Below are 22,550 nucleotides of genomic sequence, written 5' to 3'. Positions count from 1 at the left end.
GTCACGGGCTCTCGCGCAGCCGCAGCTCCACGTGCGCGTGGCGGAACGGGACTGGCATGGCATACGCCGCCGGCTCCGGGTCCTCGACGTGGACGAAGTCCAGCACCAGGCTGTCCTTGACCCCGAACACCGCGTCCGAGTCGAGGTAGGGGGACTCGGAGACGAACACGTGCGTGGTGAGCGGCGCGTGGCCCTCGGCGCCGGCGATGAAGTGGATGTGCGCGGGCCGGTACGGGTGGCGGCCCGACGCCGCCAGCAGCTCCCCGACCGGCCCGTCGTCGGGGATCGGGTACGGCGCGGGCAGGATCGTGCGGAACGCGAACCGTCCCTGGTCGTCGCAGGTGAACAGGCCGCGCAGGTGCCCGGTGGGCACGTCGTCCCGCTGGACGTCGTAGAAGCCCTTCTCGTCGGCCTGCCAGACGTCCACGACCGCGCCCGCGAGCGGGCGGCCGGCGGCCGAGAGCACCTGCCCGGTGACGAGCGTCGGCTCGCCGCCGGGCACCAGGGAGATCTGGTCGCCGAGCCGCCGAGCCGGGGACTCGACCATGTGGAACGGCCCCAGGACGGTGGAGTCCGTGGCCCCGGCGGGCGCCCGGTTGGCCATGGTGTCGACGAGCATCGACAGGCCGAGCACGTCGGACAGCAGCACGAACTCCTGGCGGGTGCCGTCGCAGGTCTGCCCGGTCCTGGTGAGGAAGCCGATCGCCGCGTCGAGCTCGGCCTGGGTGAGCTCGACGTCCTTGGCGAAGGCGTGCAGGTGGCGGACCAGGCTGGTGAGGACCAGCCGCAGCCGAGGGTCCTGGGCCCCGGCGAACGACGCCGCGACGACGTCCTCGGAACGCTCTTCGGAGAACCGAACGGGAGTCTGTGACATCGTGATCACGTCCTGGCGGCGTCGAGGTGTTGTCCCCCAGCATGACCATGGCCGGCGGCGCCCCGCTACCCGCGGAGGTCCGCCGGGGTCCAGCCGGCCGTGCCGGCCACGATCCGGACGGCCGCGCGGGCCAGCGGCTCCAGCCCCGCCACGTCGATCTTGTCGATCGTGTCGGCCGAGTCGAACAGGTACATCGGCGCCGACAGGAAGTGCACCAGCGGCACCCCCTCGGGGTGGAAGAACGCGCCGTCCGTCGGCGGCATCGGCGAGAACGCGTCCGGGGGCAGGACGAACGACCGCCGCAGGTCCTCGGCCTCCAGCGTCGCGGCGACCAGCTGCTCCAGCCGGGGGGCGCGCGTCGTGAACCACCATCTGACCTCGGGCTCGGCGGTCGGCACGAGCGTGCCGTCCACCGCCTCGCAGCGGAGCGCGGCGTGCTCCAGGTGCAGTTCGAGCACCACGCCGGCCAGCTCCGGCCGGTGGCGGCCGATGAAGGCGCGGGTGCCCGCCGCGTGGGCCATGTGCCCGGACGTGAGCAGGAACGTCAGGTTGTGCGGGCGTTCCGCGGGCGGGACGCGGGCCCAGTGGCGCGCGGTGGCCAGCACGAGGGCCAGGCCGGAGGCGTCCTCGACGGCGGAGGCCCAGGGGGCGTCGTGGTGCGAGGCGACGATCACCGTGTGGGGCGAGCCGCCGGGCAGGGTGGCGACCACGTTGTGCGTGACCACGGTGTCGGTGGCGGACTCGGCGATCAGCTCGCCCTCGCACGGCAGGCGGGCCAGGAGCTGCCGGGCGTCCGCCCCGGACAGCCACAGCGCGGGGATGGGGCGCTCGACCGCGTCGTACGGCACGTAGTAGTCGCGCGTCTCCCAGGGGAGGCCGGTCAGCGCGCCGATGAAGCCCGCGGCCCGCGCGGCCAGGGCGGGCTCGACGACCTCCATCATCCGCGGGCCGAACGGGATCGTCTGGACGAGGGTGTCGAAGACGCCTTCGGGGTCATAGGCCGAGGTGGCGAGCGTCTTGACGTACGACTGCGGCAGCTCGCCGAAAGTCACCTCGTCCACGACGATGTCGCCGGGGCGGGCGTCGGCGAGCCGTGCGATCCGCCCCCTTAGCCCTGCGGTCGGCGCCGTGTGGGGCAACGGCATGCCGGCCCACGAGGTGCCGTCGTCGAGCCGCAGCAGCCCGGTGCCCGGCTGCCAGCGCGGCACCTCGACCGGTTCGAGCGTGACCTCCAGGCCGAACTCCGACAGGCGCTCGGCCAGCCACCGCTCGGTCCACGCGTCCGCCGGGTAGCCGGGGCGGCGGACGCCCTGCCCCACGACGGTCTCGATCCAGCCCAGCATCTCCGCCGCGGAAGGCACGTGCTCCATGTCCACGATCCAACCATTGACACGACCCACTTGTGAAGCGAGAGTTTCGGTCATCCGTACAACTTGGAGGCTCTATGAAGCTCGTCGTGGCCGCCGTCGTGCTCGTGCTCGGGGTCCTGGCCAGACCCGCCCAGGCCGCGGACACCATCGAGGCGCACTACAAGGTCGCGGGCCCGTGGACGGTCGCGACCGCCGACGCGCCCGGATACAAGCTCTACTACCCGGCCGACCTCGGGGCGGGCGGCTTCAAGCACCCGATCATCACCTGGGGCAACGGGACCAACGCGGTCCCCACGCAGTATCCGGGGCTGCTCAACCAGCTGGCGTCCTGGGGCTTCGCCGTGGTCGCCTCCACCGACACCACGACGGGCACCGGGTCCGAGATGATCGCCGCGGCCCAGTATCTGATCGACCGGAACACCGACGGCTCCAGCGTCTTCTACGGCAAGCTCGACGTGACCAAGGTCGGCGCGGTCGGCCACTCCCAGGGCGCGGGCGGCTCGGTGAACACCGCCACCAAGTCCGGCGGCATCGTCGACACCGTCGTCCCCATCGCGCTGCCCGCCCCGATCTGGGTGAGCGCGGGCGACGAGTTCCACGTGGACCAGCTCACCTGCCCCGTGCTGTTCGTCAGCGGGTCCGCCGACACGATCATCTCCCCCAACTCGGCGCTGCAGACGTACTACGGCCAGGTCCCGGGCGCGGCGGCGAAGGCGCTGCTCAAGGGCGCCGGGCACAACACGATCCAGGGCACGGGCGGCGGCTTCCTCGGATACGTGACGGCGTGGCTGATGTACCAGCTCCAGGGCGACACGTACGCGCGCGGCGCCTTCGCGGGCGCCTCGCCCGAGATCAACACCAACGCCAACTGGCAGAACCAGGTGGAGAAGAACCTGCCTTGACATCGGGGCGACGCCGCCCGCACCCCGATGTCGCCCGCGCGAGCCGCCTAACCGGCCGGCCGCAGGGCGAAGGCGGCGCGCGGGTTGGCGATCAGCGCGGCCTTGGCCGCCTCGCCGAGCCCCTCCGCCTCCAGCCGCGGCACGAACCGCTCCAGCAGGTACCTCAGCCCCGGCCCCCCGCCCAGCCCCGGCCAGTACGACCGCCGCGCCAGGTCCATGCCGAACAGCACCCGATGCCCCAGCCCGCGCCCGGCCAGCTCGGCGACGAGCGCGACGATGTCGCTGTCGGGCCCGTACTTGATCCGCCCGGGCCGGTCGAAGGCCAGGTACGCCCCCCTCTCCGCCAACGAGATGAGATATCCGGCGTCGGGATTGTGATCGATGTGCCCGAGCACCACCCGGTCGGCCGCCACGCCGTGCGACGCCAGCGCGTCCAGCAGCTCGTGCCCCATCGTGCCCTTGTCGCAGTGGGTGACGACCGGCACGCCGGTGCGCAGGGCGGCCGCGGCCACCGCGCCGACCAGCCGCTCCACCCCGCGCCCGAACGCGTGGTACGAGGTCGCGATCTTGATGGCTCCCGCCCGCGCGGGCGAGCGCCGCACCAGCGGCCCGACCAGCCCGTACTCGTCCATGCCCAGCTCGATCTCGGCCACCAGCAGCTCGGCGATCTCGCCGGGCGAGTAGTGGTGCAGCCAGTGGGCGTCGCTGTAGTAGGTGCTCTTGTGGAAGCCGGTTACCGCGATCACGTGCAGCCCGGTCCGCTCGGCCAGCGCCTTCATCAGCGCCGGGCTGCGGCCGAACCCGAGCGGCGTCATCTCGACCACCGCCGACAGCCCGAGCCGCCGAGCGGCCGTCACCTCGGCGACGGCCGCGTCCAGGGAGTCCAGCCGGTAGTCGGGCTCGTTGCGGACAGGCCAGTCACCGGTCATGAAAAAGTGCTCATGCGCATAGGTGACGCCGATCTCCTCGACGTCCCCCAGGACCGTGCGAACCGTCACAGGAGCGCTCCTTCCTCGCGTAGCCGGGCGCGCAGCAGCTCCACGTCCACCGCCGCGGGCTCCACCCCGGCCTGTGCGGCCAGCGCCGCCGCCGTCCCGGCCGCCTGCCCCATCGCCATGCACTGCCCCATCGACCGGGCCGAGGCGTGCGCGTCGTGCGTGGCCGACAGGCACCTCCCGGCCACGATCAGCCCGTCGACCTCGACCGGCAGCAGGCACCGGTACGGGATCCCGTAGGTCCCGTAGTCGTGCACGTACTCCCAGCGGGTGGCCGACCCGGCGGCGTGGTCCTCGATGGGGGCGCCGCACCGGGCGATCGTGTCGGGAAAATCCTTCCCGGCCAGCACATCATCAGAAGTCAGGACATATCTCCCGACCAGCCGCCGCGACTCCCGCACCCCGATCCGCACCGACGTGCTCAGCAGCACCGCCGACTCGTACCCGGGCACCTTGGCCCGCAGGAAGCGGACGTACTCGCGCACCTGCGCACGTCCCTCGCGTTCGGCGCGCGACAGCTCGAACGGGTCGGTCGGGTCGAGCCCGCTCACCCTGGTCAGGTTGGTGTGCGCGATCCCGTCGTTGACGGTCCTGTGCACGGAGCCCTCGCGCCTGGGCAGGTCGGCGTCGGCCATCAGCGCGTGCAGCTCGGCCGTGCCGGTCGCGGACAGATCCACCCCGCCCAGCCGGAACGTGGCCGTCATCGGCTGCGAGCGCATGCCCGGCCGCTCCAGCGTGGCCCCGGCCCGCCAGGCCACCTCGCCGTCGCCGGTCGCGTCCACGACCACCCGGGCCTTGACCAGGAACCGGCCGGCCACCGTCTCCACCTCGATCCCGACCCCGGGCACGTACGCGCACACCCTCGCGTGCAGCAGCACCCCGGCGTCCGCGGTGAGCTCGTCCCAGACGAGCTTGAGCTCCTCCGGCTCGTACGTGACCCCGGTGCCCGCCCCGTACGTGTTGGGCCGCTCGAAGGCGGCTCCGGCGGAGAAGAGCCGTTCGCACACCTCCCAGCCGATCCCGCCGACCACGCGCCGCGAGACCGGGCCGGGGGCGTAGAAGCCGTAGAACGTGTCGAGCACGGCGACGCCGGTGCCGCCGAGGAAGCCCGCCGACTCCACCAGCAGGCACGACGCGCCGGCGCGGACCGCCGCCACGGCCGCCGCGCACCCGGCGCTGCCGCCGCCGGCGACGACCACGTCGCCTTCCCACAGGACGTTCACCGCAGATGCCACCCTCCGTCGACGGGAATGACCGCGCCCGTGGTCCGCCCCGACGAGGGCGAGAGCAGCCACAGCACGGCCTGCGCGACCTCCTCCGGCCGGCAGGGGCTCGAACCGAGGGGCATCAGCGCGGGCATCCTGGCCTGGACGGCGGCGGACGTCCGCGCGCGGACGCTCATCGGCGTGGCCACGAGGCCGGCCGAGACCAGGTTGACCCGCACCCCGCGCGGCGCGGCCTCGCGGGCGGCGGTCCTGATCAGCGGGATCAGCGCGCCCTTGGCCGAGGCGTAGGCCACGGTGCGGAAGTCGTCGTCGATCGACGTGCCGAGCGCGGAGCCGATCACGACGATCGACCCGCCCTCGGGCAGCGCGGGGATCGCCGCGCGCAGCAGCCGGAACACCGACTCGTGGTTGACCCGGTGCACCTCGTGCCAGGCCTCGTCGGTGCACTCGGCCACGCCGCCGTCGCCGAGCCGGCGGCCGGACATGCCGACCGCGTGCACGACTCCGGCCACCCGCCCGTGCCGGGCCGTGGCCTGGGCCAGCGCCTTCTCGACCCCGCCGGGCGCGGTGATGTCGATGCCGTCGGCGAGGTCCACGCCGTACGCGCTCGTGCCGGACGCCTCGACCGCCTCCACGCAGGCGCGGCCGATACCGCCGTCCGAGCCCGCCACCAGGACGGCGCTCATGGCTTCCGGAGGACGGCGGCGGCGCGGCGGGCGTGTTCGAGGTAGGCGGCCTCGAACAGCTCGTCGGAGCGGGGACCGCCGACGAGCTTGGCGCTGGAGATGACCGGCGGCGTCCAGCCGCCCGCCACGAGCAGCTCGGCCGTGCGGACCTTGATCTCGTTGACCACGGAGACGGCCGCCAGCGTGCTGCCGGGGCCGACCGGCTCGGCCAGCCCGTCGACCCGGCAGAGCGCGTCGCCGACCGGGGTGCGCAGGTCGACCACCACGTCGGCGTGGTCGGCCAGCCGGGTGCCGCTGGGGTGTCCCGGCTCGACGGCCATGGTCTCGTTCATCGAGGTCACGGCCACGACGGACAGGCCCGCCTTGCGCAGGCCCATGGCCATCTCGATGGGCACGGCGTTCAGGCCGCTGACGCTGAAGACGATCGCCGCGTCGCTCGGCCGCAGCTCGAAGTTGGCCAGGATGGCGTCGGCCAGCCCCTCGACGCGCTCGATGAACATGGCCTGCCGCATCCCGTTCGAGCCGGCCACCTGGGTGTAGAAGGTCGTGGACAGGTCGACGATGGGGTGGAAGCCGGGGTAGGAGCCGTAGCGGGGGAACATCTCCTCCACGCCCATCCGCGAATGTCCGGTTCCGAACGTGTGCACCACTCCTCCGCCGAGGATCGCCTCAGAGGCGATGCGAGCGGCTTCGGCAAGGGCGTCCTCCTGTGTCCGTTCGATCTCGCCGAGCAGCTCCATGGCGCGGCTTATCCACTTCATCCAGATCTCCTCCCATAGAGTGCGGCGCCGATGGCCCCCGCCATCGGGCCGAGTACGGCGGGCAGCACCGTGATCTCTCCGATCAGCGGTCGTCTGCGCGCGAGTTCGGTGTGCAGGGTGGATCGCATGAGGTCGAGCGCGCCGGCGATGCCGCCGCCGACGACCACCGAGGGGGCGCCGAAGAACGCGGCCGCGTCGCCCAGCGCCACGCCGAGCGCCCATCCGGCCTGTTCGAACGCCTGGGCCGCCCGCTCGTCCCCGGCCCTGGCGGCGTCGGCGACCTCCGCCGCGGTGACCTGCGCCGCGATGGCCCGCGCCCCGGCGATCCCCGCCGCGCTGGGCCCGGGGCCGGTGACCGCCGCGCCGGTGACCTTCGTCGCGCCCGAGCCGAAGGCCCGCACGATGGCCGGCCCGGCGGCGAACGTCTCCGCGCAGCCCCGGTTGCCGCAGCAGCAGGCCGGGCCCCAGGGGGAGACCGTGACGTGGCCGACCTCGCCGAGGTTGTCGCGCGGCCCGACGAGGACGGCTCCGCGCAGCGCCACGGCCCCGCCCACGCCGGTGCCGAGCACGGCGAACAGCACGTCGGACAGCCCGCGGGCGGCGCCCAGCTCCAGCTCGGCGAGCGCGAACGCGCGGGCGTCGTTGACGACGGCGACGGGCGCCCCGGTCAGCGCGCGCAGCCGCGCGCCGACGGGGAAGCCGTCCCAGTCTCCCGGCGGATTCGGGACGAACAGGGCGGTCCCGGTGTCGCGGTCCACGTGGCCGGGGAGCCCGATCCCGATGGAGTCGGCGTGCGGGGCCAGCGAGGCCACGAGCCGCACGGTCTCCTCGGGGCCGGGCGGCGTGGGGACGGTGCCCGAGCCGGAGACGGCGTCCCCGTCCAGCGTCACCCATTTGGTGTACGTGCCGCCGACGTCGATCCCGAGCCCGGTCACGGTCCGACCTCCAGCGCCCGGGAGGCGAAGCGGGCCCCGCCGCGTGGCCGCCGGAACGGCTCGACGCCAAGCAGGCGCAGGTAGGCCAGCAGCGGCTGGGAGTGGCTGTGCAGGTTCGCGACCGGGTACGCCTGCATGGCGACACCCAGGTCGGCCAGGTCCCAGGTGCGCCCGGGGCGGCCGGTCTCGGGGGCCAGGTAGGCGTCGGGGCCCGACAGCGTGCCCTCCCAGACGTCCGGGTAGGCGGCCGTGTGCGCGGCCAGGGTCATCCGCCGCCACCAGTCCCAGGCCAGGTCGGGGAGGTGTTCGGCGGCGGCCCAGACGAGCGTCATGTTGATCGCGTACCAGATCGTGCCGACCCCGCCGGGCCCGTACGCGTCGCGGGCGGGCCAGCGCAGCCGGGCGCCCAAAGGGGAATCGGCGGCGGAAGTCCGCTCGATCGTGCGCAGCAGCTCCACGGCCCGCTCGGGCGGGGCGGCGCCGCACAGAATGGCCCAAGGCTGCACCTCCAGCCACAGATCGTCGTCACCGACGACCGCGCCCGGCCCGTACGCGCGGCGGTACCAGCGCCCGTTCCACTCCCCCGCGACCAGGTCGCGCAGCTCCTCGCCCAGCTTGCCGGCCTCGGCGGCGGTGGCGTCGTCGCCCAGGCGCTCGGCCAGCGTCGCGTAGCGCGGCAGGACCCAGGCGGCCATGGCGGAGTTCAGGACGGACTCGCCCTGGGCGATCATCACCTCGCGGGCCACGCCGCTCTCGGTGATGGCCATGTCGTTCCAGTCGGCGTTGAGGATGCGGACGTGCCCGTGCTCGCCCCGCCCGACCACGTCGGCGAAGAACCTGAACTGCCTGCGCAGGTGCTCCCGCAGCGGCACCTCGGGGGTCTCGTGGACCGGGTGGTACGGCACGTCCGCGTGGAAGGCCGCCTCGTCACCCGTCGCGCCCAGGTACTCGGCGGCCAGCCACAGGGCCCACAGGTTCTGGTCCGACGGGCGGAACAGGTCGGTCCAGGGCTTCTTGTCCGGTCCGAGCGCGTAGGGCAGGTCGCCGTCGGGTCCGCCCCACGCGCACGTGTTGCGCAGCACGGACAGCGCCAGGTCGGGCTCGATGTGGACGAGCGGGAGCGCGTGCTGGAGCGGGTCGCGGGCGGCGCCGTTGAAGCCGTGCCGGAAGGAGTAGCAGGATCCCTGGTCGAGGGTGTGGCCGCCGAGCACGCCGTCGGCGCAGGCCGCGCCGGTGAGCAGGGCCGCGTGCCAGGGGATCTCCCGCTCGGCCTCGGGCGCCCGCGCGGCGGACGCGCGCGGCAGCCGGGCGCGCAGGGCCTCCAGGCTGCCCTCGAACGTCGCGGTCTCGGACGAGCCGTCGATCGTCGCGGTCCGGGACGAGTCGATCGTCGCCGTCTGGGATGGGGCGTCGAGCAGGCCGTAGCGGAGGTCCAGCACCCGCTCCTCGCCCGCCGCCAGCTCCAGCGGGAGCGCGAGCCGGCCGGACCGCGTCCTGGCCCCGCCGATCAGCTCCAGCTCCAGCCCGGGGTCGTCCTCGTCGGCGCGACACTCGACCGGGCCGGTGATGAGCTCGACCCGGGCCGCCCTGGCCTCCCACTCCTCGGTCAGCTCCAGCCGTACCGGCGTGTCGAGCAGGTTGCGCACCCGCAGCCGGATCAGCACCCACGGCTGCTCGCCCTCCGGGCAGAGGACCGTGCGCTCCAGCGCCGCCCGCTCGTCGGCCACCCTGACGGTGGCGAAGGTGGGTCCGAAGATCCGCTCAGATCCCGAAATATCGGTGGAAAGGTCGCCGACGCGGGTCACGCCGGTCCCCCGCGTGAGCCACAGCAGGCCCGTGTGCTCGTCGAACAGGTCGCTCAGCCCGTAGTTGTCCGACACCAGCGTGATCCGCCGGTTGCCCACGTGCGCGACGTGCCGCCGCGTGGGCGGGTCCAGCACGGGGTCCCACTCGGCGCGCGGGTCCCGCTCCTGGTCCAGCGTGTACGCGAACGCGGGCAGCCCGTACGCCGTCGTCCACTCCCCGTACGAGCTCATTTGCGCACCCCTCCCAGGGTCAGCCCCGCGACGTAGTAGCGCTGCAGCAGGAACATCAGCGCCAGCGGCGGCAGCGCCGTGATCAGCGCGGCGGTGCTGACCAGGCCGATGCTGAAGTCGTACTCGGTCTGGAGCTGCGAGAGCCCCACGGGCAGCGGCCACAGCCCCGGGTTGTTGGCCACGATGAGCGGCCAGAGCAGGTTGTCCCACTGCGCGAGGAACTGCAGCAGGAAGAGCGTCAGCAGCGCGGGCCGCAGCAGGGGCACGCCGATGCGGGCGAAGATGCGCAGCTCGCCCGCCCCGTCCACCCGCGCGGACAGCAGCAGCTCGCGCGGCAGCGCCAGGGCGAACTGGCGGACCAGGAACACCCCGAAGGCACTCATCATGAACGGCACGATCATGCCCTGGAAGGTGTCGATCCAGCCCAGCGCCTTGACGATGAGGTACATCGGCACGAGCACCACGATCGGCGACAGCGACAGCGTCCCCACGATCACCGCGAACAGCGCGCGGCTGCCGGGGAAGCGGAGCTGGGCGAGCGCGTAGCCGGCGGCGGCGGAGAGGATCACCTCGAGCACCGCGATGCCGAGCGAGAGGATCAGGCTGTTGCGCAGGTAGAGCGGGAAGCCGCCCTGGCCGAACAGCTGCGCCACGTGCGCGCCCAGCTGGGAGGCGTCGAACGACAGCCCGCCCAGGTCGCCCGCGTCCGAGGCCGAGGAGACGGCGAACATCGCATACACCGGCAGCAGCATGACGGCCACGACCAGCGTCAGCACGGTCCCGCGTAGGAGTTTCACCCGTCATCGCCTCCCCGCAGCACGCGGAACTGCGCGACCGACAGCGCCAGCATGGCCACGAGCAGCACCATCGCTATCGCCGACGCGTACCCCATGCGCTCGAACGTGAAGCCGGTCGCCCACATGTAGAGCGGCAGCACCTCGGTCGCGCCCGCCGGGCCGCCCTTGGTCAGCAGGAAGGCCGGCACGAACGACTGCATCGCCCCGACCACCGCGATGACCAGCACGAACAGCAGGGTGCGGCGCAGCAGCGGCAGCGTGATGCGCAAGAAGATCCGCACCGGCCCCGCGCCGTCGAGCCCGGCGGCCTCGAAGACGCTCAGCGGCAGCCCCTGCAGGCCCGCCGTCAGGATGATCACGAACAGGCCGAGGTGCTTCCACGTCGTCATGATCACCAGGGCCCAGAGCGCGAGGCCCTCGTCGGTCAGCCACGGCTTGGGCTCCGCGCCGGCCAGCCCGATCAGCGCGTTCGCCAGGCCGTCCTCGGCGAAGATCACCGACCAGGTCAGCGAGGTGGCCACCAGCGGCATCGCGGCCGGGATCATGACCAGCGCGCGGAGGAAGGCGTTGTAGCGGCCCGGCTTGCTCAGCGGCACGGCGATCGCCAGGGCGAGCACGATCGACGGGACCACGGAGGCGACGGTGTAGACGGCGGTGACCCTGGCCGAGTTCCAGAAGCCGGGGTCGGCCAGCATCCTGCGGTAGTTGTCCAGGCCGGTCCACTCGGGGGCGCCGGCCAGATCGTAGCTGGTGAAGCTGAGGTAGACCGCCGACGCGAACGGCGTGACCCAGAAGACCAGGAAGTACAGGGCCGCGGGGAGGGACAGCAGGGCGCCGGTGCGCGCCTCCGCCCACCGCTGCCCCTTGCCCGACACCCGTTCGACGCGCGGCGCGAGCCCCAGCGACAGCGTCATAGGGCGATCCGCATCGCCTGGTCGAAGTCGGCCGCGGCCTGCTCGGGCGTCTTCTTGCCGAACGCCACCGCGTCGCCGGCGTCGGTCAGCGCCTTGGCCATCTCGTTCCAGACGGGGGTCTGCGGGCCGAAGTCGGCGTGCGGGGCGGAGGCGGCCATGATGTCGATGGCCTTCTGGTCGGCTCCGGGCAGCTTCTCCCAGCCCTTGACCGGGGTGAGCAGGCTGGCGTCCTTGAGCTGCTTGGCGGCGACGTCCTCGCGCTGGAGGTAGTCGATGAAGTGCCAGGCGGTGTACTGGAGCTTGGACTTCTGGGCGACCGCCCAGCCCCAGGTGTACGCGGGCGCGACCGGCTGACCCGCCTCCCAGCGGGGCATCGGCGCGATGTCGAAGACGTTGCCGAAGGTCAGCTTGGGGTTCAGCGTCGGGAACAGGTCCATCGCGAACAGCCCGGACACCAGCATCGCCGCCTCACCGGTGGCGAACAGCCCGAAGCCGGACAGCGGATTCGACAGCTTGGGGTTGCCCAGGCCGCCGTAGTAGCGCAGCGCCTCGACCCCGGCGTCCGAGGCGAGCGTGGCCCTGGTGGCGTCGGGGCTGAGTATGGTGCCGCCTTTGCCCTTGACCAGCGCGAGCAGTTGCATCAGCGTCCACTGCGGGCTGCCCAGGATCCACTGCAGGCCCACCTTCTTGCCGTCGGCCGAGGTCAGCCGCTTGCTGTACTCGGCGACCTCCTCCCAGGTGGTGGGCGGCTTGTCCGGGTCGAGCCCGGCTTCGGCGAACCTGTCCTTGCGGTAGTAGAGGTAGCAGATCGTGTAGTCGATGGGGACGCCGTACAGCTTGCCCTCGTACGACAGCGAGCCGATGGCGTGCTCGTCGTACGCCTGGACCAGCGCCTTCTCGTCGGCCACGCCCATGGCCTTGGGGATGATCGGGGCCAGCCGGCCCTTGCGCGCGTGGCCCGGGATCGTCCAGCCGCCGATCTTGAACAGGTCGGGCGGGACGTCCCCGGCGAACGCGGTCAGGAGCTTGGCGTCGAGCTTGTCGACCGGCACGAACAGGGGGGTGACGTCGACGCCGCCGAACTCCTGCACGTAGCTGTGCAGCAGCGGGTTGAAGACCTTGTCGTACGCCTTGGTCTGGTGCAGCCAGACGTTGAGCTTCCCGCGCGGCACCCCGTCGGCGGGGACCGTGGCGGCGGGTTCCGAGCCGCAGGCGGCGAGCAGGCCGGACGCCGTCGCGAGAGTGGCGGTTCTGAGCAGGGCACGGCGGGTCAACCTGGTCATGCTCGACCTCCCGGTATGGGGCCGGTATGGGGGATTACTGGCCCATGAGAGCGTTTTTGGGGTCGTTGAGCTCCACGGAGAACACGGTGAGGTCGCCGCGGGCGTGGCGGATGGTGTATTCGAGGGCGATCCCGCTCTCGGTGCACGTGCTGCGGGCGGTGGCCAGCAGGGCCGCGGCCATGGGCACGCGCAGCAGCTCGGCGAGCCGGTAGTCGGCGTTGACCGCGCCGATCGTCTCCCGGCCGCTGGCGGGGGTGCGGCCGTACTTGGTGCGCAGCAGGTCGTAGAGGGAGCCGGTGAGGTCCTCGTCGAGGATGCCGGGGACCAGCTCGACGGGCAGGTGGGCGCTCTCCAGCATGCAGGGCACGCCGTCGAGCAGGCGCAGCCGCTCGACGAAGACGATCTCCTGGTCCGCCCGCACGCCGAGCGCGGTGGCGACGTCCGGCCCGGCCTGCTGGAGGTGGGCCCTGAGCAGCTGCGTCGTGGGCTTGCGGCCCAGCCGCGCCATGGTCTCGGTGAACCCGGCCGGCCGCGAGCCCAGCTCGGGGGCCACGGCCTGCGGAGCGGTGTAGGTGCCGCTCCCCTGCCTGGCCACCAGCAGCCCTTCCTGGACCAGGTCGCCGATCGCCCGGCGGGCCGTCGCCCTGCTCACGCCCGCGTAGACCATCAGGTCCTTCTCGGCGGGGATCATCGTGTCGGGCTCGCAGTCGCGGATCACCGCCCGCAGTCGCTCGCGCAGCTGGTAGTAGAGCGGCACCGCGGCTGACGGGTCGAGCGCCAGCCTGCGTTCCCAGTCGGTCATGACGTCTCCGCCTCAGTTGTACGGACGACCGTATCTTTTCTGCCTCACGGGGCAAGTGTCAACCATGTGATTCCGCGGCACGGCTTGTAGGCTTGGGGGCCGTCCCCCTGAGCGAAGGAAACGTCGCCGTGAGTGAGTTCGAGCGTTATCGCGAGCATGCCGACGCCGCCGCTAGGCTGCTCGGCGCCGCGCAGGAGGTGCGCGCCACGGCGGTGAGCAGCCCCTTGGACATCGGCAACGCCGAGCGGGCCCACCGGCAGATCGTGGCCGAGGCCCAGGTCCACGCGGCGCTCGCGCAGGCTGCGGCCATGGCGCTGAGCTCCGGGGCCGACGGCCCCCGATAAACCAGACGGCCCCCGGCAAACCGCCGACAAGACCGCTCGCCGGGCGCGAAATGCGCCGGAGGCACACCTCAGGCCTACTACGCTCCCTTAGAAGGGCGTTTCGTGGGGGCGGAGGGACGAGTGACGGTCAACGGGTCGGTGGACCATCAGGCCAGCACAGGGGCCGGCGCGGGAGCGCCCGCGGCCGGTGAGGCCGTCGGCCGGGTGCTCGGCACCCAGGCGGCCTCGCCGCTGTCGTTCTGGGTCGGCCTGGAGCCGGGCAAGGTGGTCCAGCTCGACGACGTGGTGGTGACCAGGCGCGAGGTGCCCGGCCACGGCACCGTGCTCGTGGCGGGCGTGGTGACGACCGTGGAGGCCAGGCACGAGGGCGCCGCGTACGACTCCGACGTCTTCCTGATCGCCGACGGCGCGCTGCCGGCCGCCGTGGTCGAGGTGGCGGAGGTGCGGGTGACGAGGGTCGAGCCGGAGGTGTTCGTGCCGCCGCTGCCCGGCTCCAAGGTCTTCCTGGCCGGCTCCGGCGACCGCGACCAGGCCCTCTACTTCGACGTGATGGACCGCCGCATCCCCCTGGGCATGGGCCGCGACGGCCAGCCGCTGTACGTCAACTTCGACTTCCTCGACGGCACCCGCGGCGCCCACGTGTCGATCTCGGGCGTCTCCGGCGTGGCCACCAAGACCTCCTTCGCGACCTTCCTGCTCTACTCGATCTTCAACTCGGGCGTGCTGGCGGGCGAGGCGGCCAACACCAAGGCGCTGATCTTCTCCGTCAAGGGCGAGGACCTGCTCTTCCTCGACCACGGCAACGTGCGGCTCGACGAGCGCGCCAGAGGCGTCTACGCCCGGCTGGGGCTGCCCGCCAAGGCGTTCGGCAGCGTCCACGTCTTCGCCCCGCCCCGGCCGAACGACCCCAACGGCGTGCCGCACGTCTCCGCGCGCACCCAGGGGGTGAGCTCCTTCTACTGGACGCTGGTCGAGTTCTGCCAGGAGGAGCTGCTGCGCTTCGTGTTCGCCGACGCCGACGACGAGCGGGCCGGCTACTCACTGCTGGTCGGCCAGGTCGCCGCCCGGCTGAAGGCGTGGGCCGAGCCGGTGGGCGACGGCGGCGCGATCATGGTGCGGGGCACGTCCTGCCGTACGTTCTCCGACCTCGTCGAGCTGCTGTCCGACGAGCTCCAGGACGAGGGCACGCGCGGCGAGTGGACCGGCGCGCAGACGCCGCTCGGCACCGTCAACGCGTTCCTGCGCCGGCTCCGCAGCGCCGTGCGCCCGCTGTCTCCGATCGTCCGGGGCGACCTGCCGTTCTACCGCAACCACTCGGTCCGCACCTCCGACGCGCAGGTGTCGATCGTGGACCTGCACAACCTGCCGGAGCGGGCGCAGCGGTTCGTGGTGGGCGTGGTGCTGCGCGGCGAGTTCCACCGCAAGGAGTCCTCGGGCACGGCCCGGCCGCTGCTGTTCGTGGTGCTGGACGAGCTCAACAAGTACGCCCCGCGCGAGGGCGACTCCCCGATCAAGGAGATCCTGCTCGACGTGGCCGAGCGGGGCCGCTCGCTGGGCGTCATCCTCATCGGCGCCCAGCAGACCGCCTCGGAGGTGGAGCGGCGCATCGTCTCCAACAGCGCCGTACGCGTCGCCGGCCGCCTCGACCCGGCCGAGGCCGCCCGCTCCGAGTACGGCTGGCTGCCCCCGGCCGTCAGGGAGCGCGCCACGATCGCCAAGCCCGGCACCATGTTCGTGGCCCAGCCGGAGATCCCGGTCCCGCTGGCCGTCGCCTTCCCCTTCCCGGCCTGGGCGACCCGGCCGGCCGAGGCCGCGACCGAGCCGGCGAAGGTGTCCGCCGATCCGTTCCAGGGCCTGCCCGGCGTCGAAGACGACATCCCGCCCTTCTGACCACAGGTGGTTTCGTGAAGATCCTGCACACCGCGGACTGGCACGTGGGCAAGGTGCTCAAGGGCCGCCCCCGCTTCGACGAGCACCGCGACGTGCTGCGCGAGCTGGTCGCCGCCGCCCGCACCCACGACGTCGACGCCGTGATCGTGGCCGGCGACCTGTTCGACACCTCTGCGCCCACGCCCGAGGCGCAGTCGCTGGTGCTCAACGCGCTCATGGCGCTGCGCGGCGACGGCAGGGACGTGGTGGTGCTGGCCGGCAACCACGACAACCCGCAGCTGCTGGAGGTCTACCGGCCGGTGCTGGGCAAGCTGGGGCTGCACGTCATCGGCTCGTTCCGGCGCCCGGACGCGGGCGGCACGCTCGCCTTCACGGCGCGCTCGGGCGAGCCGGTGCGGCTGGCGGTGCTGCCGTTCCTGTCGCACCGCTACGTCGTACGCGCCGCCGAGGTCCTCACCGGCACCGCCGCCGACCACAACCGCGACTACGCCGCCCGCATCGGCGAGCTGGTCGGCGCGCTCACCGCCGGCTTCCACGCCGACACCGTCAACCTGGTCACCACCCACGGCACCCTGCCCGGCGGGGCGTTCGGCGGCGGCGAGCGGGAGGCGCAGTCGATCTTCTCCTACTACTTCGAGCCGACCGCGTTCCCGGCCACCACCCAGTACGCCGCCCTCGGCCACCTGCACCGCCGCCAGCAGATCCCCGGCCCGTGCCCGATCTGGTACAGCGGCTCGCCGCTGGCCGTCGACTTCGGCGAGGAGGGCAACACGCCGGGCGCGCTGCTGGTCGAGGTCGCGCCGGGCAGGCCCGCCGTGGTGCGGGAGCTGGCGTTCACCTCCGCGCGGCGGCTGCGCACCGTGCGCGGCACGCTGGAGCAGCTGGAGGCCATCGAGCCGGGCGACGACTGGCTCAAGGTGATCGTGGAGGAGAAACCCCGGGTCGGCCTCGCCGACGACGTGCGCGGCCTGCTGAACGGCGCCGTGGACGTGGTCCTGGACGAGCGGTTCAGGCCGGTGCCCGCCACGCGCAGGACCGGCTCGGCCGAGCACAGCCCGCGCGAGCTGTTCCGCGAATACCTGACCGCCACCGGCCGCCACGACGAGCAGGTGGCCGCGCTGTTCGACCGGCTCTACGACGAGGTGACCGGCTGATGCGACCCCTCCTGCTGCACCTGGACCACTTCGGCAGCTTCCGCGAGCCGGTGGCCGTCGACTTCTCCGACACCGAGTACTTCGCGCTCGTGGGCCCGACCGGCGCCGGCAAGAGCACGATCATCGACGCCATCTGCTTCGCCCTGTACGGCACCGTGCCGCGCTGGGGCAGGGAGAACTCCATCGCCCACGCCCTGGCCCCGTCCGTCGCGGCCGGCAAGGTGGCGATGGTGTTCGACAGTAACGGGCGCCGCTACGGCGTGGCCCGGTCGATGGTGCGCGACGCCAAGGGCGCGGTGCGCACCAAGGAGGCCAGGCTCGACGAGCTGGACCCGGCCGCGCCGCTCGCGCAGGCGTTCGACGCGGTGGTCAAGCCGCTCGCCGAGGGCGAGAACGTCACCCCGGAGGCGCAACGCGTGACCGGGTTGGAGTACCGGTTCTTCACCCAGTGCGTGGTGCTGCCGCAGGGCCGCTTCGCGGAGTTCCTGCACGCGGCGCCGCGCGAGCGGCAGGACCTGCTGGTGCAGCTGCTCGACGCCGACGTCTACGAGCGGATCAGGCAGAGCGCCGCCCGCGAGGAGGAGGCCGCCAAGCAGGCCGCCTCCTTCGCCCGCGACCAGCTCGCCAAGCTGTCCGGCGCGACCGCGGAGGCCGAGCGGGAGCTGTCGGAGCGGCTGGAGGCGCTGCGGCGGCTGGCCGAGACCATCGGCGCCGACCTGGACCTGCTGCGGGCCCGCGAGGCCGACATCCGCCGCGCCGAGCAGGAGCTGGCCGCCATGGCCGAACGCCGGTCGCTGCTGTCGTCGTTGCGCATGCCCGCCGCCGTGCCCACGCTGGCCTCGGCCCGGCGCGCCGCCGCCGAGTCGGTCGAGGCGCTGACCGCCGAGGTGGCCACGCTGGAGGCCGACGACCACGAGGCGTACGAGGCGCTGGCCGCGCTGGGCGACCGGGGCGCGCCACGGGCGGCGCTGGCCGCGCTGGACGCCCGCGAGCGGCTGACCGCCGACGCCGCCCGCGCCCGCGCCGAGGCCACGACGGCGGCGGAGTCCCTGGAGAGCCTGGCCGGCGCGCGGGAGGGGGCCGAACAGGCGCTGGCCGCCGCCGAGACCCAGCGGGAACGGCTGCGCGACGCCCACGCGGCCGCCCACCTGGCCCCCCGGCTGGCCGTGGGCGAGCCGTGCCCGGTCTGCCGGCACCCGGTCTCCGAGCTGCCCCGGCACGAGCCGCCCGCCGACATCCGCACCGCCGACCGCGTCCTCGCGGGCGCCCGCGAACGGGCCGAGCGCGCCAGGGCCGCCCACGCCCGGGCCGAGACCTCGGCGTCGATGCTCACCGCGCAGGCCACCCGGATGGAGTCCGAGCTGGCCGCGCTGCCCGCCCCGGGCGACCGGGCCGAGCTCGAAGGCCGGTTGGCGGCGATCGCCAAGGCCGGCGAGCTGGCCACCCAGGCACGCGGGGCGCTGCGCGCCGCCCGCGCGAAGCTGGACGAGGCTCGGGCCGGCGCGGAGCGGACCGAGCGGCAGACGGAGACCGCCTGGCGGGAGCTGGAGGCCGCCCGCGACCGGCTCCTGGTCTCCGGCCCGCAGGAGGACCCGCCGCCGCTGGTGGACCGGCGCGACCTGCACCAGGCGTGGAGCGAGCTGCTCGGCTGGCGGGACCGGGCCGCGCAGGCCGCCCGCGCCGAGCTGGCCGAGCGCGAGGAGCAGCTCGCCCAGGCCGGCGCCCGGCTCGCCGCCGACCGCCGCCGGCTGACGGAGCGGCTGGCCCAGCACGGCGTCGTCGCCCCGCGCGACGCCTCGCCCGACCAGCTCGGCGCCGCCGTCGCCGGGGCCGTCGCCCGCGCCGACAGCGCCCTCGAACGCCTCAAGGAGGAGCGCAAGCGGGCCGCCGACCTCGAACTCCAGGTCTCTCAGAAGGAGCACGAGGCCAAGGTCGCCCACGAGCTCGCCCTGCGGCTGCGGGCCAACGCATTCGAGCGCTGGCTGTGCGCCGAGGCCCTGGCCGTGCTGGTCGCCTCGGCCTCCGACACGCTGCGCGAGCTGTCCGACGGCCAGTACGAGCTGGCTCTCGGCGACAAGACCGGCGACATCGAGGTCATCGACTACGGCGAGGCCGGCCTGCGGCGCAGCGCCCGCACCCTGTCCGGCGGCGAGACCTTCCAGGCGGCCCTCGCCCTGGCCCTGGCGCTGTCCGGCACGGTCGCCCGGGGCCTCGACTCGATCTTCCTGGACGAGGGGTTCGGCACGCTCGACCCGGCCACGCTCGACACCGTGGCCACCACCCTCGAACGCCTCGCCGCCGGCCAGGACCGCCTGATCGGCGTCGTCACGCACGTGCCCGCGCTGGCCGAGCGCGTGCCGGTGCGCTTCGAGGTCAGGCGCGACGGCAAGGGCTCCCACGTGCGGAAGGCGGCCATCGCTCCATGACGGGATTCACCGTCGACCCGTGGGACCCCGGCTACGCCGCCGCCCTCGCCGTCGAGAACCTCTCCGAGATGGGCGCCACCAGCGCCGAGCTGGTCATCGACGTCGAGCGGCCGGCCGCCGACTGGAAACCCGTCACCCCCGGGCCCGGCGCCTCCCCTCCCGCGACGCTGCTGGTGGCCGACGGGGTCCGCAGGATCGACGCCCGCGTGTGGGTCCACGACCCCGACGCGCCCATGCCCGTGCCGGGGATCGCGGCGTCGTACGCGGCCGGGATCGTCCGCTGCGGGCCGGACGGCGCCGAGCTGGCGGAGATCGAGGTCAACCGGTCGCTGATCTCCGCCTCGCCGCACACGCCCGAGGTCAAGACCCCGCACGCCACCTACCAGCCCACCAAGGCCGCCGACGCGAGCTTCGAGGAGCTGTCGCTGGCGTTGCAGCGGCTGGTCACCCAGCTGGAGGTGGATGTGGCGGTGCGGCACCGCAACCGCGATGACGACCTGCTGCTGGTGGACGGGCCGCTGCGGGGGCGCACGCACCTGCCGCGCACGATCGGCTACATCAAGACGCATCACACCGCCTACCTGCCGTCGCCGCAGTCCGCGGTGGTCGCCGCGCTCGCGCCCGGCCAGCGCACGCCGGTGTTCCTGATGGGCACGAGCTGGCGGCGGCACGCCTGGTACGTGCGGCTGCCCGTCCAGTCGTCCGCCCCGTGGGCGGGCGTGGCGCGCTGCGAGGCCAGCGCCGAGCTGGACCCGGCCCAGGTCGTACGGCTGGCCGACTCGGTCACCCTCGCCCTGCCGCCGCTGGCCGGCGTGGACTACAAGGACCCGCGCGCGCCGCAGAACCTGGTCCCGATCGGCGGCCTGGAGAAGCTCCTGCGCCATCACCTGGGCGACAGCCGCCTGCTCTACCGCGCGCTGCGCACGACGGCGGCCGGTTAGCCGCGCTCTCGGGGAACGGGCCCGTCGTCGGCGTCAGCTACGAGAGCGTACGCGGGGAGGCCCTCGTCACCGGCCTGGAGAAGTCCCTGGACGCCTCGCTCGTCCTGCTCTTCCACCGGACGTACGCCAAGGCCATGCGGGCCGTCGAGGAGCAGCGGGCCTTCGCCGTCTTCGTCGTGCGCGGGACCGACGTCGAGATGAGCGTCTCCAGCGCCTCGGGCGCGTCGGTGGCACTGCTGCTCGTCGAGCAGGCTCAGCGCCCACGCCGACCGGCTCGGTGCGGGCGAGCGGATCGCCTTCACCCCCGCGTACGCCGCGCTCGGGGCGTTCTTCATCGTGGCGATCGTGGACTGGCTGCTGGGCGCGCTGCGGCTGCCGGTCCTGGAGTCGTAGTCGATCCTGGCGCCGACCATGTTCACGACGGGGATGGTGTTCACCATGTTCCGCACCTTCCTCGGACGCTGGGCGATGCTCCCCACCTGGGGGTTGATGGTGCTGCTCGGCAACCCCTCCTCCGGCGGGGCGGTGTCGTGGCCGCTGCTGCCCTCGCCGCTCGGCGTCATCGGCCGCTGGTTGCCGCCGGGGGCGTCGGTCAACGCCCAGCGCACCGCCGTCTACTTCCGCGGCCACCAGAGCGTGGCACCTTCCTGGTGCTGGGGGCGTGGGCGCTGGTGTCGTGCGTCGTCTTCCTCATCTGGCGCGAGCGCCACCCCAGCGCCCCTTCGTGAGCGGTCAGCGGATCCCGTCCCAAACGGTCAGCGTCGCGCCGCCAACGGTCAGCGGGGCGCGTCGCTCGTGCGGCGCTCGCCGGCGGAAGCCCGGGGCACGCGGCGGTCGCGGCGGCGTTCGAGCTCTTCCTCCTCGACCAGCGTGAGCATCGGCTCGCCGGGCGCGCACAGCATCACGACGACGAAACGGCTCCACGAGTCGCCGAGGTTGTTGGCCGCCTGGTAGTGGATGACGTCACCGCCCGGCTCCCAGAAGGCCTCGCCCGCGCGGAGGACCCGCTCGGGCTCGCCCTCGAGCTCGAAGATCATTTCTCCTTCGAGCATGTAGCCGAAGACCGGGCCCGCGTGGCGGTGCGGCGGAGTGCCCGGGTCCCCGGGCGGCAACTCGATCAGCGCGGTCATCGCGCAGGCCCCCTCGGGGACCGTGGGGTGCTGCTCCTGAAGCATTGTCAGGACGGTGTTCGATCGCGAAGAAGTCTGCATGCCCAGCACGCTATGGCGCGTTCGGCCCTATGGGATGGGCCAGTTGTGGCCCGGATGATTGGACCAATCCGAGTGTTCATCATTACTTTGGCGATCTTTGTCATTATTCGCACCGATTCATGGGGATCATTGCGATGTCCGTCGCACCCCCACGAGGAGGCTTCGTGCACACCCCGCAACGCTCCGGACCCGCCTGGCCGGTGAGGCTCACCGTCGTCCTCACCGCCCTCCTGTCCCTCATCGCCCTGGTCGGCGTCACCCCCGCCAGCGCCGCGGTCTACAACTCCTGCACCATCTCCCGGTGCTCCGACGCGCGCTCCGCCAGCTCGACCTGGGCCTCCAAGGGCTACCCCACCTCCAGCGGCTGGTACTCCTGGCCTGACGGCCGTTACAACTACACGGGCGGGCGCTTCTACAACCGCGAGGGCCAGCTGCCCAGCGGCGCCACCTACTACGAGTACGACGTCTACTCCCGGGCGCGCGGGGCCGCGCGTGACGCGTACCGGATCGTGGTCAACCGCAGCACCGGCGTGGTGTGGTTCTCGCCCAACCACTACACCGACTTCTATCGCCTCTAGGACGCACGCCCATGACCTCCGCCGCACGTCCGCTGCCGTCCTGGCTCACGGTGTCCACCGGCCCGGCTCCGGTGGTGGTCGACGGGCGGTCCTGCCGGACCCGTGCCGCCTTCTTCACCGAGGTGGCGCGGGTTCTGCGCCTGCCGGACTACTTCGGCCGCAACTGGGACGCGCTCACCGACTCGCTGCGCGACACCGGGGCCGTCGCCCTGGTCGTGGTGCACGCCGAAGAGCTGCTCGACGCCGAGCCTCCCGAGCAGTTCGCCACCCTGCTGGCGGTCCTGTCCGACGCCGCCGAGGCCGGGCTGACGGTCACCCTGTGCACCGACCCGGCCCACGAGGCCCTGCTCCGGGAGCGGACCGCCGCCGCGCTGAGCTGAGCCATCCGCCCGGCCCGCCGGCGGGATGTGACGGTCGCTCCGGGC

Annotated in this window: 22 protein-coding genes; 8 read left to right on the top strand and 14 right to left on the bottom strand. The window is 73.2% G+C overall.

Going from position 1 to position 22,550, the window contains the following annotated elements:
- Position 1 precedes the first annotated feature (1 nt).
- Both ACIBQ1_RS33700 and ACIBQ1_RS33695 read right to left on the bottom strand, forming a co-directional pair.
- Positions 2-874 (bottom strand): dioxygenase, encoded by an 873-nt coding sequence (locus ACIBQ1_RS33700; RefSeq protein ID WP_397283340.1) that lies wholly within the window; start codon positions 872-874, stop codon positions 2-4.
- 65 nt (positions 875-939) lie between these two features.
- Positions 940-2,244, bottom strand: coding sequence for a M28 family peptidase (locus tag ACIBQ1_RS33695; RefSeq protein ID WP_397283339.1), 1,305 nt, complete (start codon positions 2,242-2,244; stop codon positions 940-942).
- A 74-nt stretch (positions 2,245-2,318) separates the two neighbouring features.
- On the opposite strand from ACIBQ1_RS33695, the gene ACIBQ1_RS33690 reads away from it, so the two are divergent.
- Positions 2,319-3,146, top strand: a complete 828-nt coding sequence (locus tag ACIBQ1_RS33690) for an alpha/beta hydrolase family protein (protein ID WP_397283338.1) — start codon at positions 2,319-2,321, stop codon at positions 3,144-3,146.
- A 47-nt stretch (positions 3,147-3,193) separates the two neighbouring features.
- On the opposite strand, the gene ACIBQ1_RS33685 is transcribed toward ACIBQ1_RS33690, so the two are convergent.
- Genes ACIBQ1_RS33685 through ACIBQ1_RS33640 form a run of 10 tightly spaced genes read right to left on the bottom strand, consistent with a single transcriptional unit; the run spans position 3,194 to position 13,581 of the window.
- Positions 3,194-4,144: a phosphotriesterase gene (locus tag ACIBQ1_RS33685; RefSeq protein WP_397283337.1), complete on the bottom strand. Its 951-nt coding sequence runs from the start codon at positions 4,142-4,144 to the stop codon at positions 3,194-3,196.
- Positions 4,141-5,364 carry an FAD-dependent oxidoreductase gene (locus ACIBQ1_RS33680; protein ID WP_397283336.1) on the bottom strand — a complete coding sequence of 408 codons (1,224 nt, stop codon included), beginning with the start codon at positions 5,362-5,364 and terminating at the stop codon, positions 4,141-4,143. The genes ACIBQ1_RS33685 and ACIBQ1_RS33680 overlap by 4 nt, the downstream gene beginning before the upstream one ends.
- Complete coding sequence (locus tag ACIBQ1_RS33675) at positions 5,361-6,053, bottom strand: SDR family NAD(P)-dependent oxidoreductase (protein WP_397283335.1); 693 nt, start codon at positions 6,051-6,053, stop codon at positions 5,361-5,363. Before ACIBQ1_RS33675 ends, ACIBQ1_RS33680 begins: the two co-directional genes overlap by 4 nt.
- Positions 6,050-6,814 (bottom strand): sugar isomerase domain-containing protein, encoded by a 765-nt coding sequence (locus ACIBQ1_RS33670; RefSeq protein WP_397283334.1) that lies wholly within the window; start codon positions 6,812-6,814, stop codon positions 6,050-6,052. Before ACIBQ1_RS33670 ends, ACIBQ1_RS33675 begins: the two co-directional genes overlap by 4 nt.
- Positions 6,811-7,749: an ROK family protein gene (locus tag ACIBQ1_RS33665; protein ID WP_397283333.1), complete on the bottom strand. Its 939-nt coding sequence runs from the start codon at positions 7,747-7,749 to the stop codon at positions 6,811-6,813. The genes ACIBQ1_RS33670 and ACIBQ1_RS33665 overlap by 4 nt, the downstream gene beginning before the upstream one ends.
- On the bottom strand, positions 7,746-9,785 hold the full coding sequence (locus ACIBQ1_RS33660; RefSeq protein ID WP_397283332.1) for a GH36-type glycosyl hydrolase domain-containing protein: 2,040 nt from the start codon (positions 9,783-9,785) through the stop codon (positions 7,746-7,748). Before ACIBQ1_RS33660 ends, ACIBQ1_RS33665 begins: the two co-directional genes overlap by 4 nt.
- Positions 9,782-10,582 (bottom strand): carbohydrate ABC transporter permease, encoded by an 801-nt coding sequence (locus ACIBQ1_RS33655; protein ID WP_397283331.1) that lies wholly within the window; start codon positions 10,580-10,582, stop codon positions 9,782-9,784. The genes ACIBQ1_RS33660 and ACIBQ1_RS33655 overlap by 4 nt, the downstream gene beginning before the upstream one ends.
- Positions 10,579-11,496 carry a carbohydrate ABC transporter permease gene (locus tag ACIBQ1_RS33650; protein ID WP_397283330.1) on the bottom strand — a complete coding sequence of 306 codons (918 nt, stop codon included), beginning with the start codon at positions 11,494-11,496 and terminating at the stop codon, positions 10,579-10,581. The genes ACIBQ1_RS33655 and ACIBQ1_RS33650 overlap by 4 nt, the downstream gene beginning before the upstream one ends.
- Complete coding sequence (locus ACIBQ1_RS33645; RefSeq protein ID WP_397283329.1) at positions 11,493-12,779, bottom strand: ABC transporter substrate-binding protein; 1,287 nt, start codon at positions 12,777-12,779, stop codon at positions 11,493-11,495. The genes ACIBQ1_RS33650 and ACIBQ1_RS33645 overlap by 4 nt, the downstream gene beginning before the upstream one ends.
- Before the next feature lie 34 nt (positions 12,780-12,813).
- Positions 12,814-13,581: a GntR family transcriptional regulator gene (locus ACIBQ1_RS33640; protein WP_397283328.1), complete on the bottom strand. Its 768-nt coding sequence runs from the start codon at positions 13,579-13,581 to the stop codon at positions 12,814-12,816.
- Between the two features lie 128 nt (positions 13,582-13,709).
- On the opposite strand from ACIBQ1_RS33640, the gene ACIBQ1_RS33635 reads away from it, so the two are divergent.
- From ACIBQ1_RS33635 to ACIBQ1_RS33615, 5 genes are all read left to right on the top strand, one after another.
- Complete coding sequence (locus tag ACIBQ1_RS33635) at positions 13,710-13,925, top strand: hypothetical protein (protein ID WP_397283327.1); 216 nt, start codon at positions 13,710-13,712, stop codon at positions 13,923-13,925.
- 120 nt (positions 13,926-14,045) lie between these two features.
- Positions 14,046-15,815, top strand: a complete 1,770-nt coding sequence (locus ACIBQ1_RS33630; RefSeq protein WP_397283326.1) for an ATP-binding protein — start codon at positions 14,046-14,048, stop codon at positions 15,813-15,815.
- A gap of 14 nt (positions 15,816-15,829) precedes the next feature.
- On the top strand, positions 15,830-16,969 hold the full coding sequence (locus tag ACIBQ1_RS33625; protein ID WP_397283325.1) for an exonuclease SbcCD subunit D: 1,140 nt from the start codon (positions 15,830-15,832) through the stop codon (positions 16,967-16,969).
- Entirely contained in the window at positions 16,969-19,395 is a 2,427-nt protein-coding gene (locus ACIBQ1_RS33620; protein WP_397283324.1) for an AAA family ATPase, read from the top strand. The genes ACIBQ1_RS33625 and ACIBQ1_RS33620 overlap by 1 nt, the downstream gene beginning before the upstream one ends.
- The gene (locus ACIBQ1_RS33615; protein ID WP_397283323.1) at positions 19,392-20,336 is read left to right on the top strand and encodes a hypothetical protein; all 945 of its coding nucleotides are present in this window, start codon (positions 19,392-19,394) and stop codon (positions 20,334-20,336) included. The genes ACIBQ1_RS33620 and ACIBQ1_RS33615 overlap by 4 nt, the downstream gene beginning before the upstream one ends.
- On the opposite strand, the gene ACIBQ1_RS33610 is transcribed toward ACIBQ1_RS33615, so the two are convergent.
- Positions 20,333-20,944: a hypothetical protein gene (locus tag ACIBQ1_RS33610; protein WP_397283322.1), complete on the bottom strand. Its 612-nt coding sequence runs from the start codon at positions 20,942-20,944 to the stop codon at positions 20,333-20,335. The two genes, ACIBQ1_RS33615 and ACIBQ1_RS33610, sit on opposite strands and share 4 nt — an antisense overlap.
- Positions 20,945-21,112: 168 nt before the next feature.
- Entirely contained in the window at positions 21,113-21,511 is a 399-nt protein-coding gene (locus ACIBQ1_RS33605) for a cupin domain-containing protein (RefSeq protein WP_397283321.1), read from the bottom strand.
- A gap of 200 nt (positions 21,512-21,711) precedes the next feature.
- Here ACIBQ1_RS33605 and ACIBQ1_RS33600 point away from each other — a divergent pair, with 200 nt between their 5' ends.
- Complete coding sequence (locus ACIBQ1_RS33600; RefSeq protein WP_397283320.1) at positions 21,712-22,125, top strand: ribonuclease domain-containing protein; 414 nt, start codon at positions 21,712-21,714, stop codon at positions 22,123-22,125.
- A gap of 11 nt (positions 22,126-22,136) precedes the next feature.
- Positions 22,137-22,505 (top strand): barstar family protein, encoded by a 369-nt coding sequence (locus tag ACIBQ1_RS33595; protein ID WP_397283319.1) that lies wholly within the window; start codon positions 22,137-22,139, stop codon positions 22,503-22,505.
- The last annotated feature ends 45 nt before the right edge of the window (positions 22,506-22,550 follow it).

The organism is Nonomuraea sp. NPDC050153 (assembly GCF_044460125.1).
GTDB lineage: Bacteria > Actinomycetota > Actinomycetes > Streptosporangiales > Streptosporangiaceae > Nonomuraea.
This window is presented reverse-complemented; position numbering and strand designations above follow the sequence as displayed.